Source organism: Pseudomonas sp. DWP3-1-2 (genome assembly GCF_049896285.1).
In the GTDB taxonomy this organism is placed as follows: domain Bacteria; phylum Pseudomonadota; class Gammaproteobacteria; order Pseudomonadales; family Pseudomonadaceae; genus Aquipseudomonas.
Window position 1 is genome coordinate 78,989 of the sequence record NZ_JAFCTZ010000006.1, and the last position, 18,402, is coordinate 97,390.

The 18,402-nt window shown below is 60.9% G+C and carries 16 protein-coding genes; 2 read left to right on the plus strand and 14 right to left on the minus strand.

The features are described from left to right. Positions 1–12: 12 nt before the first annotated feature. Positions 13–2,280, plus strand: coding sequence for a heavy metal translocating P-type ATPase (locus tag ACP7B0_RS15280; RefSeq protein ID WP_426142245.1), 2,268 nt, complete (start codon positions 13–15; stop codon positions 2,278–2,280). Between the two features lie 22 nt (positions 2,281–2,302). Here the strand turns inward: ACP7B0_RS15280 and hutG are convergent, their stop codons facing one another. From hutG to hutC, 13 genes are all read right to left on the minus strand, one after another. Continuing rightward, entirely contained in the window at positions 2,303–3,106 is an 804-nt protein-coding gene (gene hutG, locus ACP7B0_RS15285; protein ID WP_426142246.1) for an N-formylglutamate deformylase, read from the minus strand. Between the two features lie 10 nt (positions 3,107–3,116). Next, positions 3,117–4,325: an imidazolonepropionase gene (hutI, locus tag ACP7B0_RS15290; protein WP_426142247.1), complete on the minus strand. Its 1,209-nt coding sequence runs from the start codon at positions 4,323–4,325 to the stop codon at positions 3,117–3,119. A gap of 14 nt (positions 4,326–4,339) precedes the next feature. Further along, a complete protein-coding gene (locus tag ACP7B0_RS15295; RefSeq protein ID WP_426142248.1) occupies positions 4,340–5,731 on the minus strand; it encodes an amino acid permease in 1,392 nt (463 codons plus the stop codon). Between the two features lie 121 nt (positions 5,732–5,852). Beyond that, positions 5,853–7,529, minus strand: coding sequence for a histidine ammonia-lyase (gene hutH / locus ACP7B0_RS15300; protein ID WP_426142249.1), 1,677 nt, complete (start codon positions 7,527–7,529; stop codon positions 5,853–5,855). 11 nt (positions 7,530–7,540) lie between these two features. Continuing rightward, the gene (locus ACP7B0_RS15305) at positions 7,541–8,368 is read right to left on the minus strand and encodes a quaternary amine ABC transporter ATP-binding protein (protein WP_426142250.1); all 828 of its coding nucleotides are present in this window, start codon (positions 8,366–8,368) and stop codon (positions 7,541–7,543) included. Further along, positions 8,368–9,219, minus strand: a complete 852-nt coding sequence (locus ACP7B0_RS15310) for an ABC transporter permease (RefSeq protein WP_426142251.1) — start codon at positions 9,217–9,219, stop codon at positions 8,368–8,370. Before ACP7B0_RS15310 ends, ACP7B0_RS15305 begins: the two co-directional genes overlap by 1 nt. Before the next feature lie 175 nt (positions 9,220–9,394). Then, complete coding sequence (locus ACP7B0_RS15315) at positions 9,395–10,363, minus strand: ABC transporter substrate-binding protein (RefSeq protein ID WP_426142252.1); 969 nt, start codon at positions 10,361–10,363, stop codon at positions 9,395–9,397. A 271-nt stretch (positions 10,364–10,634) separates the two neighbouring features. Continuing rightward, positions 10,635–12,320 carry a urocanate hydratase gene (hutU, locus tag ACP7B0_RS15320; protein ID WP_426142253.1) on the minus strand — a complete coding sequence of 562 codons (1,686 nt, stop codon included), beginning with the start codon at positions 12,318–12,320 and terminating at the stop codon, positions 10,635–10,637. Positions 12,321–12,637: 317 nt separating this feature from the next. Beyond that, positions 12,638–13,360, minus strand: a complete 723-nt coding sequence (locus ACP7B0_RS15325; RefSeq protein ID WP_426142254.1) for an anti-sigma factor — start codon at positions 13,358–13,360, stop codon at positions 12,638–12,640. Continuing rightward, positions 13,357–13,920 carry a sigma-70 family RNA polymerase sigma factor gene (locus ACP7B0_RS15330; protein WP_426142255.1) on the minus strand — a complete coding sequence of 188 codons (564 nt, stop codon included), beginning with the start codon at positions 13,918–13,920 and terminating at the stop codon, positions 13,357–13,359. Before ACP7B0_RS15330 ends, ACP7B0_RS15325 begins: the two co-directional genes overlap by 4 nt. Positions 13,921–14,024: 104 nt before the next feature. Further along, positions 14,025–14,558 carry a DUF3455 domain-containing protein gene (locus tag ACP7B0_RS15335; protein WP_426142256.1) on the minus strand — a complete coding sequence of 178 codons (534 nt, stop codon included), beginning with the start codon at positions 14,556–14,558 and terminating at the stop codon, positions 14,025–14,027. A 179-nt stretch (positions 14,559–14,737) separates the two neighbouring features. Then, a complete protein-coding gene (locus ACP7B0_RS15340) occupies positions 14,738–15,331 on the minus strand; it encodes a HutD/Ves family protein (RefSeq protein WP_426142257.1) in 594 nt (197 codons plus the stop codon). Next, complete coding sequence (gene hutC, locus ACP7B0_RS15345) at positions 15,328–16,038, minus strand: histidine utilization repressor (protein WP_426142385.1); 711 nt, start codon at positions 16,036–16,038, stop codon at positions 15,328–15,330. The genes ACP7B0_RS15340 and hutC overlap by 4 nt, the downstream gene beginning before the upstream one ends. 214 nt (positions 16,039–16,252) lie before the next feature. Here hutC and ACP7B0_RS15350 point away from each other — a divergent pair, with 214 nt between their 5' ends. Then, positions 16,253–17,614, plus strand: coding sequence for a formimidoylglutamate deiminase (locus tag ACP7B0_RS15350; protein WP_426142258.1), 1,362 nt, complete (start codon positions 16,253–16,255; stop codon positions 17,612–17,614). A gap of 207 nt (positions 17,615–17,821) precedes the next feature. Here the strand turns inward: ACP7B0_RS15350 and ACP7B0_RS15355 are convergent, their stop codons facing one another. Then, positions 17,822–18,400 (minus strand): lipocalin family protein, encoded by a 579-nt coding sequence (locus ACP7B0_RS15355; protein WP_426142259.1) that lies wholly within the window; start codon positions 18,398–18,400, stop codon positions 17,822–17,824. Positions 18,401–18,402: the final 2 nt, after the last annotated feature.

The window sequence follows — 18,402 nt, forward strand, 5'->3', positions numbered from 1 at the left end:
AAGGATTGGACCATGAGCCAAGCGACCCCTATCAAACCGACACATGATCATGCCGCACACGACCCTTCGGCGCACGATCATGGCCATGACACCCACGATCACGCCGCGCACACGCACACCTGCTGTTCTTCCGAGGCAGCGCCAGCGGTGGTCACCTTTGGTGAGGCGCCTGCATCAGGCAGTCGGCTGAGCCAGTTCCGTATCGAGCAGATGGATTGCCCTACCGAGCAGACGTTGATCCAGAACAAGCTGGGCAAGCTGGCGGGCGTGCAGAAGCTCGAATTCAATTTGATCAATCGCATGCTCGGCGTCTGGCACGAACTGCCGACAACAGACCCGATTCGCGAAGCCATTTCGTCGTTGGGCATGCAGGCCGAGCCGATTGAAGAGGGTGGGAATTCCGACACCGTAGCCGTGCCGCCTGCAAAAAAACCGTGGTGGCCGCTGGCGTTGTCGGGTGTCGCGGCACTCGCTTCAGAAGTGATTCATTTTGCCGAGCTGGCACCGAACTGGGTGGTGGCGCTGGTCGCCCTGGTGGCGATTCTCAGCGGCGGGTTGGGCACTTACAAAAAAGGCTGGATTGCCCTCAAGAACTTCAACCTGAATATCAACGCGCTGATGAGCATCGCCGTGACCGGTGCCGTGCTGATCGGCCAATGGCCGGAAGCGGCCATGGTGATGTTCCTGTTTACCGTGGCCGAATTGATCGAGGCCAAATCCCTGGATCGCGCCCGCAACGCCATCGGCGGGCTGTTGCAGCTCACACCTGAAGTGGCCACGGTGCGGCAGGCTGATGGGCAATGGCTGGAGTTGGAAGCCAAAAACATCGAAATAGGTGCCATCGTGCGGGTTAAGCCAGGCGAGCGCATTGCGCTGGACGGCGAGGTGGTTTCCGGCAACTCCACCATTGATCAGGCACCGATTACCGGTGAAAGCCTGCCAGTGGAGAAGGCTGAAGGCGACAAAGTATTTGCGGGCACCATCAATCAGTCGGGCTCGCTGGAATACAAGGTCACGGCGGCAGCCAACAACTCCACGCTGGCCCGGATTATCCATGCGGTGGAAGCAGCCCAGGGCGCACGGGCGCCGACCCAGTGTTTCGTCGACAGCTTTTCCCGTATCTACACTCCGGCCGTGTTCCTGCTGGCCTTGGCCGTGGCGATCATCCCGCCGCTGTTCATGGGCGCGGTATGGTTCGACTGGATCTATCGTGCACTGGTCTTGCTGGTGGTGGCGTGCCCATGTGCGCTGGTGATTTCCACGCCGGTGACCATCGTCAGCGGGCTGGCGGCGGCGGCGCGCAAAGGGATCCTGATCAAGGGCGGCGTTTATCTGGAGATGGGCCAGAAGCTGGATTATCTGGCCCTCGACAAAACCGGGACCATTACCCACGGCAAGCCGGTCCAGACCGACTATATCCTGCTCAGGGAATCTGCTGCCGACAGCGTTCCGGCCATCGTCGCCAGCTTGTCAGGGCGCTCCGACCATCCGGTTTCACAAGCCATTTCCCAGGCGGCCGAGAAGAGCCTGACGTTGCATGAGGTGTTGGCGCTGCAAGCCCTGGCCGGCCGTGGTGTGCGCGGCGAGATCAATGGCCAGGTGTACCACTTGGGCAACCACCGCTTGGTGGAAGAGCTGGGCCTGTGTTCGCCAGAGCTGGAAGCGCAGCTCGACAGGCTGGAACAACAAGGCAAAAGCGTGGTGTTGCTGCTGGATAGCAGCGGCCCTATGGCGTTGTTTGCCGTGGCGGACACCGTCAAGGACAGCAGCCGCGAGGCCATTGAACAGTTGCACAAGCTGGGCGTGAAAACCCTGATGCTGACCGGCGATAACCCGCACACCGCGCAGGCGATTGCGGCACAGGTGGGCATTGATCAGGCTCAGGGCAACTTGATGCCGGATGACAAGCTGCAGGCGATAGAGGCGCTGTACGCCCAGGGTCATCGGGTCGGCATGGTGGGCGACGGGATCAACGACGCGCCGGCTCTGGCACGGGCCGAAATCGGTTTCGCCATGGCCGCTGCGGGTACCGACACCGCGATTGAAACCGCTGATGTCGCCCTGATGGACGACGATCTGCGCAAGATCCCGGCATTCATTCAGTTGTCACGCCGCACTTCAGCGATCCTGAAGCAGAACATCATGCTCGCGCTGGTGATCAAGGCGATTTTTCTGGTCGTTACCTTTGCCGGCATGGCGACCATGTGGATGGCAGTGTTTGCCGATATGGGCGTGAGTTTGCTGGTGGTGTTCAACGGGTTGCGGTTGCTTAAAAAGTAAGCAGCGAGCCTCGTTCCGACAATTACCTACCGTATTTAGCGTTCCCCCACGCAATCATCGCTTCCAGCAACTGCTTCAACACCACCCGCGTGGGCCCCGCCAGATCAGGCCGGTAATGGAAGGGCACACACTCTTCCATATAGGTGCTTTGGGTCAGCTCCAGTTGCACGGCGTGAATGTTGTCGGCCGGACTCCCGTAGTGTCGAGTGATGTGGCCGCCCTTGAAGCGCCCGTTGAGCACATGGCTGTAGTCGGTCGCTTTGGCGCACGTGGCTTCCAACCGTTGCGCCAGTTCCGCGTCGCAACTCGCGCCATTGAAGGTGCCAAGGTTGAAGTCGGGCAGGCGGCCTTCGAACAGATGTGGGATATGTCCGCGAATCGAGTGGGCATCAAACAACAGCGCATAGCCGAATTCGTCCCGCAGCCTCGCCAGTTCCTGCTGCAAGGTTTGGTGGTACGGCGTCCAGATCTGTTCCAGATAAGTCGCACGCTCTTCGCGGCTCGGCTCCTGGCCTGGTTTGAACAGCGGCACGCCATCGAACAGGATCGACGGGAACAGCCCGGTGGTCGCGCCGGCGTACAGCGGTTTGTCGTCGGACGGGCGATTGAGGTCGATAACGAACCGCGAGTACTCAGCCGCCAGGGTGCTGGCACCCAGCTCGGCCGCGAAGTCGTAGAGCTGCGGGATGTGCCAGTCGGTGTCCGGCAGGCTCAGCGCCTCATCCACAAGGCCCTCTTTGACCGCTGTCGTCAGGTTCAGCCCGGCGTGGGGCATGCTGATCAACAGCGGAACGCGGCCGCGAGAAAATGTCAGAACGTTGTCCATCCGTCTCTCCTTAAATCAGGGATTCGACACCGTGGCGCACGATGCGTTTGTCCAGATCGCCGCCCAGCCAATACGCCAGGTCGGCCGGCCGCTCGATGTCCCAGGCCACGAAATCCGCCACCTTGCCGACTTCCAGCGAGCCGTGGGTATCGCTCATGCCGAGTGCCTTGGCGGCGTTGAGGGTCACGCCCGCGAGGGCTTCTTCCGGTGTCATGCGGAACAGCGTGCAGGCCATGTTCAGCATCAGGCGCAGTGACAGCGCGGGGGAGGTGCCGGGGTTCAGGTCGCTGGCGATGGCGATAGCAACACCGTGCTTGCGCAGGGCATCCATGGGCGGCAGCTGGGTTTCGCGCAGAAAGTAATACGCGCCGGGTAGCAGAACCGCGACGGTTCCGGCCGCGCCCATGGCCATGGCGTCGGCTTCGGTCATGAACTCCAGATGGTCTGCCGACAGCGCGTGATAGCGCGCCGCCAGACTGGAACCGGCCAGGGCCGACAGTTGCTCGGCGTGCAGTTTGACCGGCAAACCCAACTGGCCCGCGGTGATGAACACCTGCTCGACCTGGGCCGGGGAAAACCCCAGGTGTTCGCAGAACGCATCCACGGCGTCGACCAGACCTTCCTCGGCCAGCGCCGGCAGCATTTCGCTGCAAATGTGGCTGATGTAATCGTCGGCGCGGTCCGTGTATTCTGGCGGCAGCGCATGAGCGGCCAGGCAGGTACTGCGCACCGTGACCGGCAGCGTATTGCCCAGGCGCCGGATGACTCGCAGCAATTTACGCTCGTTGGCCAGATCCAGACCGTAGCCGGATTTCATTTCCACCGTGGTCACGCCGTCCTTGAGCAAATGCCGCAGACGCTTTTCCGCGCTGGCGTACAGGTCGTCTTCGCTGGCTGCTCGGGTGGCGCGCACGGTGCTGGCAATACCGCCTCCGGCCGCAGCGATTTCGGCGTAGCTCACGCCTTGCAGACGCTGCTCGAACTCACCGCTGCGATTGCCGCCGAACACGGTATGGGTGTGGCAGTCGATCAGCCCCGGCGTCACCCAGGCGCCGTTGAGGTCGACGACGCTGTCAATATCCGCCTCTCCCACGAGATCAGCCAGCGGCCCGATCCAGTCGATACACGCTCCAGAGGTCACGATGGCGGCATGCTCGATGATCGAGTATTTACCGTGGGCCATGCTCGCGACATGACAGTGCTTCCAGAGCGTTTTCATTCGGGTCTCCGAGGCTATTGAGTGGGGGGTATGTTCTTTTGAATGGCAACGCCGGGTTTTATCCACAGGTGATAGGCGCTCACCAGCAACACGACCCAGACCGCGCCGACGATCAGCGCTGCGCGGTTGTCCGGGAAATAACCCAGCACGCCAAAGATGAACAGCATGAAGACGATGGCGGCGGCGGGCGCGGCGGGCCAGAACGGCACCGGGAATTTCAGTTGTGCGACGTCTTCGCGGCTCATGGTGCGGCGCATGGCCACCTGCGTCAGCAGGATCATCAGCCAGACCCAGACCGTGGCGAAAGTGGCCAGTGAGGCGATCAGCAGGAAGACGTTTTCCGGGATCAGGTAATTGAGGATCACGCCGCCCAGCAAAGCGATGCCCATGACCACCACGGTCATCCATGGCACGCCTTGTTCGGACAGTCGGGAAAAGCTCTTGGGGGCCTGGCCGTGCTGCGAAAGGCCATACATGATCCGGCCCGCGCCGAAGATATCGCTGTTGATGGCCGAAACAGCGGCGGAAATCACCACGACGTTAAGCAGCGCGGCCGCCCACGGAATGCCCAGGCTCGAGAAAATCTGCACGAACGGGCTGTTTTCCCGGGTGATCTGCGACCACGGGAGCAGCGACATGAGGACGAACAGCGTCAGCACGTAAAACAGCAGGATGCGCAGCGGCACCGCGTTGATGGCGCTGGGGATCGTGTGTTGCGGATCCTTGGCTTCGCCCGCCGTGATGCCGATGATTTCGATGCCGCCGAACGCGAACATCACCACCGCAAAACAGGCGATAAGTCCACCGACGCCATTAGGCATGAAGCCGCCGTGGCTCCACAGGTTGCTGAGACTGGGTGGTGACTCTGAGCCGGACAGGTTGACGCCAAACAGCAACAGGCCGGCCCCGGCCAAGATCATCGCCACGATCGCGCTGACCTTGAGTAGCGACAGCCAGAATTCGGTTTCGCCGAAGACCTTCACGTTGCACAGGTTCAGTGCGCCAATGAGGAACACAATGCCCAGCACCCAGACCCAGCGCGGGACATCCGGGAACCAGAAACCCATGTAAATGCCGAATGCGGTGACGTCCGCCAGGCAGACGATGATCATCTCAAAGGCATAGGTCCAGCCCAGGACGAAGCCTGCCATCGGGCCTAAATAGGTGGTGGCGTATTCGCTGAACGAGCCGGCCACCGGGTTGTGTACCGCCATTTCACCCAAGGCACGCATGACCATGAACACCGCTGCGCCGCCGATGATGTAGGCAAGCAGAACGGCGGGTCCGGCCATGTGGATGGCTGATGCCGAGCCGTAGAACAGCCCGGTGCCGATGGCTGATCCCAGGGCCATGAAGCGAATGTGCCGGGCCGACAGCCCGCGTTTCAAACCTTGTTGTGACGTCATTTGCGATTCAATTCCGTTCTCTCCAGCGAACTGCCAGGTGCTCAGGGCGGCAAGGATAACCGCTGGACGGCGTTTGGCCGAATCACCGACGTGTCATGTGTCGCCTGGCTGACATCCGGTGTCACGGATGTCTATACGTCTTGAGGTCGACATCAATGCTTTTCGTTGGAGCGAGGCTTGCCCGCGAAGGGGCCGATACATCCGACACATTCGTCGCGTCTGTGCCGTCGTATTCGCGGGCGAGCCTCGCTCCAACGGTGTTAACGGCCGATACGTTGCGGCAACTGCGATACACCGTCTCCAACAACGCTTCACTGCGCAGCACCGCCGCACTGGCGCCGATGTCCGGGGCCAGCCAGCGGTCTTCGTCATAGGCGGGCACGTGTTCGCGCAGCAACCGCCACGCGGCGTCGGTGCCCACGCCGAAGCGTTGGCCCTTGAGGAATTCGAACGCCTGGGCTGCGAGCAGGTATTCGATGGCCAGAATCTGTGTGGCGTTGTCCAGCACCCGGTGCAGTTTGAGGGCGGCATTGGTGCCCATGCTCAGGTGGTCCTCTTGCAGGCCGGACGTCACGTAGTTGTCGGTGACCGCCGGTTGCGCCAGTTGCCGGTTTTCCGCGCACAGCGAGGCTGCGACGTACTGGACGATCATCATCCCGGAGTTGACTCCCGGCTGGCTGACCAGAAACGCTGGCAAACCGCTGACGGCCGGGTTGATCAGGCGATCCAGACGGCGCTCGGCGATGGAGCCCAGTTCGGCCACGGCAATGGCCAGCAAGTCCGCCGCCATCGCCACGGACTGGCCATGGGGGTTAGCCTGGGACACCACGCGATACGCGTCGGGTGTGCCCAACAACAACGGGTTGTCGGTGGCGGAGTTGAGTTCGATTTCGATCTGTCGGGTTGCATGGTCCAGTTGATCCCGCGTCGCACCGTGTACCTGCGGGATTGAACGGATGCTCAGCGCGTCCTGCGTGCGGATGCCCTGACTGTCGGCCAGCACTTCGCTGCCATCCAGCAACCCGCGCAGGTTGCTGCCCACCCTCTGCATGCCAGGATGCGGCTTGAGGGCAATGATCTCGGCATCGAACGCGTCGAGTTGCCCGCGCAGGGCCTCGAAACTCATGGCTCCGATGACATCGGCCCATTGCGTCAGGCGTTGCGCGTCGGCGATGGCCAGGCAGCTCAGCCCCGTCATGCAGGGCGTACCGTTGACCAGGCACAAACCGTCCTTCGCGCCCAGCACCACCGGGCTCAGCCCTTCAGCGTCCAAAGCCTGTAGCGCAGGCATGACGTGGCCTCGATAACTCACGTTGCCCACCCCCAGCAACGCGATGCCGATGTGCGCCATGTGCGTCAGGTAACCGACAGAGCCCTGAGAAGGCACTTGCGGAGTGATCTGCCGATTGAGCAGCGCCAGCAGGGCTTGCACCACTTGTCGATGCAGGCCGGACTTGCCCTGGCTGTAGTTCATGATCGCGGCGCACAGGATGGCGCGGGTCTGTTCGTCGGGCAGCGGGGCGCCGACGCCGCACGCATGGCTGAGCAGGGTATTGCGCGACAACTGGCTCAACTGCTCGCCGTGCAGCGAAACGTTGCACAGCGCCCCCAGCCCGGTGTTCACGCCATAGGCACGTTCGCCGCTGGCAACGATGCACTCGACAATGGCCTGGGCGTTATCGATCCGTGCCCAGGCGCTGGCCGAGAGCGCCAATTGCGCGCCATCGCGAGCCACGGCAACCACGTCCTGCCAACGCAGCGGGCCTTCGCCGATTACGATTTCTTCAACTGGCGACATCTCGACCGTCCTTACACAATGACCGCACGGCGCTGCACGAAACGATCAACGTATTCATCAGCGGGTGAGTGAAGAATTTCCTTGGGGGTGCCGACCTGAATCAACCGGCCATCCTTGAGGATCGCGATGCGGTTGCCAATGCGCACCGCTTCATCCAGGTCGTGGGTGATGAACACGATGGTTTTCTTCAGTGCGCTTTGCAGTTCCAGCAGTTGGTCCTGCATCTCGGCGCGAATCAACGGGTCAAGGGCGCTGAAGGCTTCGTCCATCAGGATGATGTCGGTGTCCGCCGCCAAGGCTCGGGCCAGGCCCACCCGCTGGCGCATACCGCCAGACAGCTGATGCGGGTATTTTTTCTCGTAGCCCTGGAGGCCCACGGTGCTGATCCAGTGGTGTGCGCGCTCGATGCAATACGCTTTGCTTTCGCCCCGTACTTTCAGGCCGTAGGCCACATTGTCCTGCACGGTTTTGTGGGGCAGCAGGCCGAAGCTCTGGAACACCATGCTGATTTTGTGACGACGGAATTGGCGCAGGGCTTCCATGTCGTAGGTCAGAATATTCTCGCCATCGACGAGGATTTCGCCGCTGGTGGGGTCAATCAACCGGTTGAAATGGCGCACCAGCGTGGACTTGCCGGAGCCGGAAAGGCCCATGATCACGAAAATCTCGCCACTGCCAATGGACAGCGACAGGTCGTTGACGCCCACCACGCAGCCGGTCTGGGCCAGCACCTGATCCTTGCTCTGGTTCTGGCGCACCAGTTTCAGAGCGTCCTGAGCGCGGTTGCCGAAGATTTTGTAGACGTTCCTGGCCACGATTTTATTGGGTTCGACGCTCATTATTTGTTCGCCTCATGCCGTGGACGGCCATACGCCTGAGTGATACGGTCGATCACCACCGCCAGAATCACGATGGCCAGACCGGCTTCCAGCCCGCGCCCGACGTTGAGTGTCTGAATCCCGACCAGCACGTCTTCGCCCAATCCTCGGGCACCGATCATTGACGCGATCACCACCATCGACAGGGCCATCATCGTGGTCTGGTTGATGCCGGCCATGATGCTCGGCAGCGCCAGGGGCAGTTGCACGCCAAACAGTTGCTGCCAACGATTGGCGCCAAAGGCATTGATCGCCTCCATCACTTCGCCGTCCACTTGTCGGATGCCCAGATCGGTCAGACGAATCAATGGCGGTGCGGCGTAGATCACTGTCGCGAAAATCGCCGGAACCTTGCCCAGGCCGAACAGCATCAGGACCGGGATCAGGTAAACGAAGCTGGGCATGGTCTGCATGATGTCCAGCAGCGGCATGAGGAACGAGCGCAGGCGATTGCTGCGCGCTGACAGAATGCCCAACGGGATGCCGATGATCACCGAGATCAAGGTCGCGACCAGCATCAACGCCAGGGTCTGCATCAGCTTGTCCCACAGGCCGACCGCGCCCACCAGGAACAGCAGGCCGACGATGACGGCGGTGGTGGTCCATTTGCGGGTCGCGTGCCAGGCGATGCCTCCGACAATGGCCAGCAGCAACCACCACGGCGCGATGCGCAGCAGGCTTTCCAGTCGAACAATGGCCCAGAGCAAGGTGTCGGAAATGTGCCGGAACACATCGCCATAGTTGGTCACCAGCTTGTCGACCCAGTCATTGACCCAATTGGCGATAGAGAAGGTAAAGCTTTCGGGGAACATAAGGGTGGTCTCGACTTTTCAAACAGCCATCTCGCCCGGTTTGAAATGGGCTCTCTGTAGGAGCGCAGCTTGCTCGCGATAGCGTCAGGTCAGTCAGCCGATTCTTCGACTGCTACACCGAATCGCGAGCAAGCTGCGCTCCTACAGGGGCCCGATTTCTCGCGGATTTTCTCGATTACAACGAAGCATCCACCTTCCTGGCGGCTTCTTCGCTGACCCAGGCGTGCCAGACTTCAGGATGTTCCTTGAGGAAGATCTTCGCCAGCTTCGGCGATTCGATGCGATCCTTGGTCATGCGGGCCAGGTTCTGGTTCAGCAGATCAATCGGGATATTGACCTTTTCCATCACGGCCACCAGCTCGGGTGCCTCGTCGTAGAAGACTTTGGACAGGCCGACCTTGATGTCGATGGTCTTGTTGACGCCTGCTTTTTCGTCAAGACGCACCATGTCCACCTGGCCCATCAACGGCGTTGGCGACCAGTAATAGGTCAGGATCGGCTCGCCACGTTTGTAGCTGGACAGAATAGCTGCGTCCAGCGCAGGCCCGGTGCCTGGGCGGAAGTTGGTGTATTTGCCTTCCAGTCCGTAGCTCTTGAGCATCTCGGAGTTTTCCAGCTCGCAGGTCCAACCGGCCGGGCAGTTATAGAAACGGCCTTTGTCCGGCTCTTCAGCATCTTTGAACAGGGTCGAATACTGGGCCAGGTCGCTGATGGACTTGAGGTTGGGTGCTTTGGCTTCCAGCTTGCGCTTGGCATCGCCTTCGATCACATAACGCGGCACGTACCAGCCTTCCACCGCGCCTTTGACCGGCGCGCCGACACCGACCACTTTCCCCGCCTTCTCGGCCTTGTTCCAGACTTCACTGCGGCCCACCCACTCCTCGGCGAAAACCTGAATGTCATTGGTGCTCAGGGCGTTTTCCATGGTGATGGAATTGCCCGGCAGGCTGTCGACTTCACAGCCATAGCCCTTATTCAAAACGACCTGCAGAACGTCGGTCAGCAGCATTGCGCTTTCCCAGTTCAAACCCGCAAATTTCACCGGCTTACCGGACTCGCACCAACTGGCGGCCTGGCTTGCCCCGGCGGCAGTGAGCATTCCCACTGAAATCAACGTGGACAGCAGTGCCTTTTTGGTCTTCATCGTGTGACGCTCCTCGCGAATGGGATTGGATTGGGCAGCTTCCAGATCAAACAAGCTTGGCTCTGATAACAGGACACTTGACGGTCCTTTGTGGTGATCGGTTCATTGCACTGCACGTCGAGCGATGGAGATGTTGTTGGAGCGAGGCTTTGCCCGCGATGCAGTCCACGCGATAACCCTGAAACACCCTGTCATCGTTCTTCGCGGGTAAGTCTCGCTCCAACAGGCCCTGTCCATAGGCCTTAGTTACCTACTAATCAGTTACCTACTATCAGTTGCCCACCATCGGCAGGTTCAAGCCTTTCTCGTTGGCGCAGTCGATGGCGATTTGATAACCGGCATCGGCGTGGCGCATCACGCCTGTGGCAGGGTCGTTGTGCAGGACGCGGGCGATGCGCTCGGCGGCTTCGTCGCTGCCGTCGCACACAATCACCATGCCCGAATGCTGGGAGAAACCCATGCCGACGCCGCCGCCGTGGTGCAGCGAAACCCAGGTCGCGCCGCTGGCGGTGTTGAGCAGGGCGTTGAGCAATGGCCAGTCGGAAACGGCGTCGGAGCCGTCCTGCATGGATTCGGTTTCCCGGTTCGGACTGGCCACGGAGCCGGAGTCCAGATGGTCGCGCCCGATGACGACTGGAGCAGACAATTCACCGCTGCGTACCATCTCGTTGAACGCCAGCCCCAGCATGGCTCGCTGGCCCAGGCCGACCCAGCAGATGCGTGCCGGCAAACCCTGGAAGGCAATGCGTTCACGCGCCATGTTCAGCCAGTTGTGCAAATGAGCGTCATCCGGGATCAGCTCCTTGACCTTGGCGTCTGTCTTGTAGATATCTTCCGGGTCGCCGGACAGGGCCGCCCAACGGAACGGTCCTACGCCACGGCAGAACAACGGACGAATGTAAGCGGGAACGAAACCCGGGAAGTCGAAGGCGTTTTCCACGCCTTCTTCTTTGGCCATCTGACGAATGTTGTTGCCGTAGTCAAAGGTCGGAATGCCCATCTTCTGGAACGCCAGCATGGCTTCGACGTGCACGGCCATGGATTGTTTGGCGGCCTTCACCACCGCAGCCGGTTCGCTCAGGGAGCGGGCGCGGTATTCGTCCCAGGTCCAGCCTTTGGGCAAGTAGCCATTGAGCGGGTCGTGGGCGCTGGTCTGGTCGGTCACCATGTCCGGCCGCACGCCACGACGTACCATTTCCGGGAGGATTTCGGCGGCATTGCCGCACAGCGCAATGGAAATCGCCTTGCCTTGCGCTGTGTATTTGGCGATGCGCGCCAGGGCGTCGTCCAGGTCGACGGCTTGCTCGTCGACGTAACGGGTCTTGAGGCGGAAGTCGATGCGGCTCTGCTGGCATTCGATGTTCAACGAGCTGGCACCGGCCATGCCTGCGGCCAGCGGTTGCGCGCCGCCCATACCACCCAGGCCTGCGGTCAGGACCCATTTGCCTTTGAGGCTGCCGTTGTAATGCTGGCGACCGGCTTCGACGAAGGTTTCGTACGTGCCTTGCACAATGCCCTGGCTGCCGATGTAGATCCAGCTGCCGGCGGTCATCTGGCCATACATGGCCAGACCCTTGGCATCCAGTTCGTTGAAGTGCTCCCAACTGGCCCAGTGGGGCACCAGATTGGAGTTGGCGATCAGCACGCGAGGCGCATTGCTGTGGGTTTTGAACACGCCCACCGGCTTGCCGGATTGAATCAGCAGGGTTTCGTCGTCATTCAGGTGGGTCAGGCTTTCGACGATTTTGTCGTAACACTCCCAATTGCGCGCTGCCCGGCCAATGCCACCGTAAACCACCAGCTCTTTAGGGTTCTCGGCGACTTCAGGGTCGAGGTTGTTCATCAGCATGCGCAGCGGTGCTTCGGTCATCCAGCTCTTGGCGGTCAGTTGGGTGCCACGGGCGGCCCGCACTTCGACGTCACGGTAGCGGGTCCAGTGTTGGTTATTCTCGGTCACGACAGAACTCCTCAGCGATCAATCCAGCCCCGCCATCAGGCGGTGAGCAGGCAAATGGGTAAGGCGGCGAAGGTTTCGTTTGACTGTAGCAAGGGTCATTCGAGACGCTTGGCTTTACTTGTACATACAAGCATATGCAATTGAAGGACCAATTTTGATTTTCAGTCCTGAAGGCGGGAGAAAAAGCGCGGGAAGGCCCGTTTCTCGGGCCTGACGGGAATGTGGCGAGGTGCGCGATGTGAGGGGGCCGGGCTGTTACCGAAGCAGATCGATGCTTCTTTTCGGGGCGCTTGGTAACAAAGCGGGGCGCACTTTCGTCAGATGACTTTGACCGCGCGGCCAATGAACTGGATAGGACCGGTGGGTTTGCCAATGGGCGAGCCGGTGGATTTTTCCAGCGTCAGCTCGAACAGTTGGTTCGGCTGCAGCGGCGGGAGTTTATCCAGCGGCACATGCAGTGTTTCGCCCGGTTTGACCAGGCCAAGGGAGACCGGGCCTTGCCAGCTGTCGGCCTTGGTCCAGAACTCCAGCGCCTTGTCGGCCGGTACTTCGGTAATGCCCAGAGGTATCAGCTGGATTTCCCGGCTATTGCCGGCCTGAATCACCCAGCCGGGCGCTTTGTCCTGAGGGCCCACGAGCACGACGAGATAGGATGGGGTCGGATTGGCAGGGCGCATGAGCAGTGTCATGCCCAGCACCAGCGAGGCGGCAAGACCGGCCCCGGCCAGCCCGCGCCAAAGCGAGAGGCTTTGCCATCCGCGTTGGAGCTTGCGTCCTGTCGATTCGACCGGGACAACCCGTTCGCCGATGCTGCGCTCGATGCGTAACCAGAGTCGCTGCGGCGGCGTCACCGGTTCGGCCAATTCAGTCAGCGGCAGCAGACGTTCTTCCCAGGCATCGACGGCGGCGCGCAAGGCTGGCTCGTGCTCAAGTCGGCGCTGCACCTCTCGGCGACGTTCGGCGGGCAAGGTGCCCAATACATATTCGCCCGCCAACTCCTGAATCGGGTCGTGGGGATCATTGTCCGGGCTGTTGCTCATCCGATGCACTCCCGTAACGTGGTCAGGCTGCGCTTGATCCAGGCTTTGACGGTGCCCAGTGGGGCGCCGATCTTTCGGGCTATTTCCTGATGGGAATAACCGTCTACATAAGCGTGGAACACGCAGTTTCGGCGCACGGGCTCCAGTTGCTCCAGGCAGAACTCGATACGACCCGGATTGACTCGCCAGTCGAAGCTGTCCACGGTTTCGTTCCAGCCTTCCAGAGTCGCTTGTGATTCGAGGGTTTGCTCATCGTCATCGCTCTGGACGTCGCGGGCACTGTCCCGGATCGTGTTCAAGGCCAGGTTGCGGGTGATGCTGAAGATCCAGCCACGGGCCGAGCCTCGGCTCGCGTCGAAGCTCCCGGCGCGGGTCCAGATTCTGATAAAGCTGTCATGCACGATGTCCTGCGCCAGGGCGCTGTCGCGTACCAGTCGTTGCGCAACGCCCAGCAACCTGGCGCTTTCCTGTTCATACAGCCGCTCGAGCGCCTGCCGCTCGCCTCGGGCGCAGGCATCGAGTGTGGCTTCATAATCAAAAAGGGATTCTTGTGAAGACAAGTTGATACGCCATCCGCAGTGCACGTGTGCGCCCGCTTTCAGCCGGCGAGCCCGCGCAGGAGCATAGCTCAGTTCCTGCGCGGCACCCGTTTGGGTGGCTTGAGTTATTTCGCCGCCCAGAAGATGTAATCGGCCTGATATTTCACGATTTTCCTGTCGCCCTTATTGCTGGCTGAGCACGCGATGGCGGGGGCCACGCCGCCTTTGATGGCGACCCGCTGGATGTAAGCAACCCCGCTCATGGCACCTTGGCCTTCAGCCGGGTTGGCTTTGACCAATTGATACGGAATGTTGCCAGCCCCGGCCGGGGACACCGCCAATTGTGCGCCGGTCACTTTGGAGCCGTCCTTGGCTTGCCATGTGGCGGGCGGGCCATAGTAAGTGCCGACCTGCTTGCCGCTGCGGTCATTGAGCACTGCATTGGGGCCGACAAACGCCCACTCCATTTCATCAGGCTGGTTGGCTTTGGCGCGGCATTCGTAGGTGATCTCGCCAACGCCGGTGGTTTCCAGGCTGACGGTATGGCCGGCCGGTACTTGGATCGTTTCCGGCAGATGACTTTGAGCGAAGGCAGCCGGTGTCAGGCAAGTGAACGCCAGGGCGGCGCCGGACAGGCAGAGCAAGCGTTTTGCGTTCATGCAGATGTCTCCAGAGTGGGTATTCGCTGGGCAGCCAGACCGGCTGCTTACCTGTACTACCCGCGAACCATCAATCTGGATGCAGTGCTGTGAAATAATTTTTTCAGTGTCTGCACGCATTGCTGCGCCGCAGGATCACACCGGCAATCGCCGCCAGCTCTGAACCCGGCGGCATCGAATCAGATCCGGCTTAGCTCGATCAAACAACACCGACTGGCCTTGGGCGCATAGAGCACGACTTCCTGCAATCCGCCAGTTTCGTTGTCCAGTTGCAGGCAGTCGTATTTTTCCAGCACCTGTGGCGGATGCGCGCCCATGTTGGCCGCCATTTGCTGGGCGATGCTGAACAGCAGCAGCGTGTGCGCCGAGGTGAACAGGCGTTGCGGCTGCAATACGTCTATCCATTTAAGGCTGACGCGGTAGCGATCAGGGGCATAGATCAGGTTGAAGTCGCGAATCGCGCCCTCAATCAGATGGCAACTGACCTGGCTGTCGCCGCTGAACGCAAAAGGATCGCCGGGGAGCAACGGTTCGGTCAGTGCGCCGTCCACATTCAGTGTCATGCCCGCACCTTGCAGCACGGTAATGATCCGCTGGTATCCGGCAAACACCGAGAAATCTCCGGATTGTGCGATGTCGGCAATGGACAGGCGCCAGCCGAAGCTTTCAAGACCCGTCCCGGTATCGCGGGTGATTTCTTCGGTACTGCCGCCGCCGTTTTTCCACGGCATGCGGGAGTAATCGGTGGCGCGCAGAACAGTCAGTCGGGTCATTTGCTGAAGCGTCCTTCCAGGCGGTGGCGGGAACCGGGATGAATCAACCGTGCCGCCGTCACCGGCTGGCGGCCCGACCAGGTACGACGGCGGATCAGCAGGCAGGGCTCACCGGCCTCGATTTGCAGCAGTTTGCATTCGTCGGGCTCGGCCAGAATCGCCTCGACCACGTGTTCGCCTTCCGTCAGCGGGGCAACCTGTGACAGGTAGGCGTAGGGCGTTTGCAGAGTGAAATCCTGCTTGAGGTAGTCCGGCGCGACCAGCGCATTGACGAAACGGTCTTCGATTTGCACCGGCAAGTCGTTTTCGAAATGCACGATGAGGGAATGAAACACCCGCTGGCCTTCACGCATGTCCAGCGCCAGGGCGCGTTCCGAGCCAGCGGCTTCTTCATTCAGAAGGATGACCCTGCAACTGTGGCGGTGACCCCGCGCGGCAATTTCATCGGCAATGTTATGGATTTCAAACAGCGCTGACTGGCTCTTGGGCTCTGCAACGAAGGTGCCTACGCCCTGCATTCGGACCAGCAGGCCTTCTGCGGTCAGCTCACGCAAGGCGCGGTTGATGGTCATGCGGCTGAAGCCTAATTGAGTGACCAGTTCGCTTTCCGACGGCACGCGATGATGGGGCGCCCAGGTTCCATTCTGGATCTGTTGGGCGATCATGTGCTTGACTCTGGCGTACAGCGGGGCCGGACTGTCACCCATCTGGGCGGCCAGCGGGGAAATGGCAGGCGGAGTCGGCACGGGGCAATCCTTGTGATCAATGGTCTTGTCGAGGCGGTATGGGCGGCGCAGCGACCGTTTGTAAGTGTGCCCACGCTAACCACTAACCGGCCCGGCGGCAAGCGTGCCGACGTTTACCCGGCACATAAACGTCTGTATATGTATATACAAATCATTTTTTACGGAATGCCGACCCATGTCCGCCTTTTTTGCCGAGCGTGCCTTATTGTCCAGTGGTTGGGCCAACAACGTACGTATCGAGGTCAATAACGGCTTCGTTACGCGGGTCACCGCTGACGCCGAGGCTCAGGACGCCGAGCGGCTGAAGGGGCCGGTGCTGGCTGGTATGCCGAACCTGCATTCCCACGCATTCCAGCGGGCGATGGCCGGTCTGGCCGAAGTGGCGGGCAACCTCAATGACAGCTTCTGGACCTGGCGCGATCTCATGTACCGCGTGGTCGGGCAGATCAGCCCGCAGCAACTGGGCGTTATTGCGCGGCAGTTGTACATCGAGATGCTTAAAGGCGGGTACACCTCGGTGGCTGAGTTTCACTACGTGCATCAGGACACCACCGGCAAGCCCTATGCCGACCCTGCCGAGCTGGCACTTCAGATCAGCCAGGCGGCCAGCGACGCGGGTATCGGTCTGACGTTGTTGCCTGTGCTGTACAGCCATTCCGGATTCGGCGGGCTGGCACCGAACGAAGGTCAGCGGCGTTTTATCCACAGCACCGACAGCTATCTGGATTTGCAGAGGTGCCTGGAGCCATTGTTGGCGAAACAACCCGCGCAACGCCTGGGGCTGTGCTTTCACTCATTGCGCGCCGTCACGCCGCAGCAGATCAGCGAAGTCCTGGCCGCCAGTGAATCGCAATGCCCTGTGCATATCCACATTGCCGAGCAGGAGAAGGAAGTCAATGACTGCCTGGCCTGGAGCGGGCGGCGGCCGCTGCAATGGCTGTATGAAAACGTGCCTGTGGATGAACGCTGGTGTCTGGTCCATGCCACTCATGCCGAGCCGGACGAGGTCGCGCTGATGGCCCGCAGCGGCGCAGTGGCGGGCCTTTGCCTGACCACGGAAGCGAACCTGGGCGACGGGATTTTCCCCTCCGTTGATTACGCGGCACAGGGAGGGCGCTGGGGGATTGGATCGGACAGCCACGTTTCGCTCAGTGTCGTTGAGGAACTGCGTTGGCTGGAATATGGACAGCGTTTGCGGGACCAGCGCCGCAATCGGCTTTATCGCCCTGATCAGCCCATGGTAGGCCGGACGCTTTATGACGCGGCGCTGGCGGGTGGCGCGCAAGCCCTGGGGCAGCCCGTCGGGCAGTTACAGGTGGGGCAACGCGCGGACTGGCTGGTGCTGGACGGCGATGATCCCTACATCGCCACGGCGGCAGGCGACGGGATTCTCAACCGCTGGTTGTTTGCAGGCGGCGATCGACAGGTCCGGGACGTCATGGTCAACGGCCAATGGGTTGTGCGTGACGGGCGCCATGCCGGGGAAGAGCAAAGCAATCGCGAGTTTGCTCAGGTATTGCGGGCGTTGTTGGGGTGATTCAGCAGGAAAATCCCTCGTCGTCCAGACACAACAGCCGGCATTTTGTCGTGATGAACACGCAGCGGATGTACCGACCTCTTCCCGGCTAAAGCCGGTCCCACGATCAGTTCAGATGAAGCAGCGGTGGTATCAGCGGCATTGGCGGCGTTACGCCAATGCCGGATAGACACACCCAACCCACACCAAAATCCCTGGATCAGCAAATTACTTTTCAGCTTTGCCAATCTTTGAATCGTCGACCCGCCAGATCAGTTTGGTGGTGTCGTAGCCTTGTTGCTGGGCCTTGCTGAGCAGTTCGGCCCGGGTGGCGTCCGACACGGTGGGCGTGCGGGACAGCAGCCACAGGTACTTGCGATCGGGATTGCCCACCACGGCGGTCTTGTAACCGTCGCCGATGTAGAGCACCCAGTAATCACCTTTGGCGACGCCCGGCAGCAGTCGCGAAAACCAGTTGTCGAAGACCACCCACAGCTTGTCGGTCTTGCCCGGAACTTGCGGCGACGCAGTGCCCGTCGCTTCATTCCATTGGCCTTCGATTGTCCGGCAGCGATTGGTGACGCCAACGTTGCCGTCATCCTTGAGCAAATAATGCGCTTCGGACTGGGCGCAATTGCGCTGGAAGAACATCGGCAGACGCGCAAGCTCGTACCAGGTGCCCTGGTACTGGGTCAGATCGACCTTGTCGACGGTCTTTGGCTCCAGCGTGTCAGCCGAATGGGCAAAACCAATGGTCAGGAAACCTGCCATGAGCACCAGCCCAAAACGCATGAGTAGTTTGATCATGA

Bases quoted from the DNA above. Each gene is read 5' to 3' on its own strand.
- ACP7B0_RS15315 (WP_426142252.1), bottom strand. From the start codon at position 10,363: ATGAAGACCAAAAAGGCACTGCTGTCCACGTTGATTTCAGTGGGAATG.
- ACP7B0_RS15340 (WP_426142257.1), bottom strand. From the start codon at position 15,331: ATGACCCGACTGACTGTTCTGCGCGCCACCGATTACTCCCGCATGCCG.
- ACP7B0_RS15355 (WP_426142259.1), bottom strand. From the start codon at position 18,400: ATGATCAAACTACTCATGCGTTTTGGGCTGGTGCTCATGGCAGGTTTC.
- ACP7B0_RS15310 (WP_426142251.1), bottom strand. From the start codon at position 9,219: ATGTTCCCCGAAAGCTTTACCTTCTCTATCGCCAATTGGGTCAATGAC.
- hutG (WP_426142246.1), bottom strand. From the start codon at position 3,106: ATGGACAACGTTCTGACATTTTCTCGCGGCCGCGTTCCGCTGTTGATC.
- ACP7B0_RS15325 (WP_426142254.1), bottom strand. From the start codon at position 13,360: ATGAGCAACAGCCCGGACAATGATCCCCACGACCCGATTCAGGAGTTG.
- ACP7B0_RS15350 (WP_426142258.1), top strand. From the start codon at position 16,253: ATGTCCGCCTTTTTTGCCGAGCGTGCCTTATTGTCCAGTGGTTGGGCC.
- ACP7B0_RS15295 (WP_426142248.1), bottom strand. From the start codon at position 5,731: ATGACGTCACAACAAGGTTTGAAACGCGGGCTGTCGGCCCGGCACATT.
- hutH (WP_426142249.1), bottom strand. From the start codon at position 7,529: ATGTCGCCAGTTGAAGAAATCGTAATCGGCGAAGGCCCGCTGCGTTGG.
- ACP7B0_RS15305 (WP_426142250.1), bottom strand. From the start codon at position 8,368: ATGAGCGTCGAACCCAATAAAATCGTGGCCAGGAACGTCTACAAAATC.
- ACP7B0_RS15335 (WP_426142256.1), bottom strand. From the start codon at position 14,558: ATGAACGCAAAACGCTTGCTCTGCCTGTCCGGCGCCGCCCTGGCGTTC.
- ACP7B0_RS15280 (WP_426142245.1), top strand. From the start codon at position 13: ATGAGCCAAGCGACCCCTATCAAACCGACACATGATCATGCCGCACAC.
- hutI (WP_426142247.1), bottom strand. From the start codon at position 4,325: ATGAAAACGCTCTGGAAGCACTGTCATGTCGCGAGCATGGCCCACGGT.
- hutC (WP_426142385.1), bottom strand. From the start codon at position 16,038: ATGGGTGACAGTCCGGCCCCGCTGTACGCCAGAGTCAAGCACATGATC.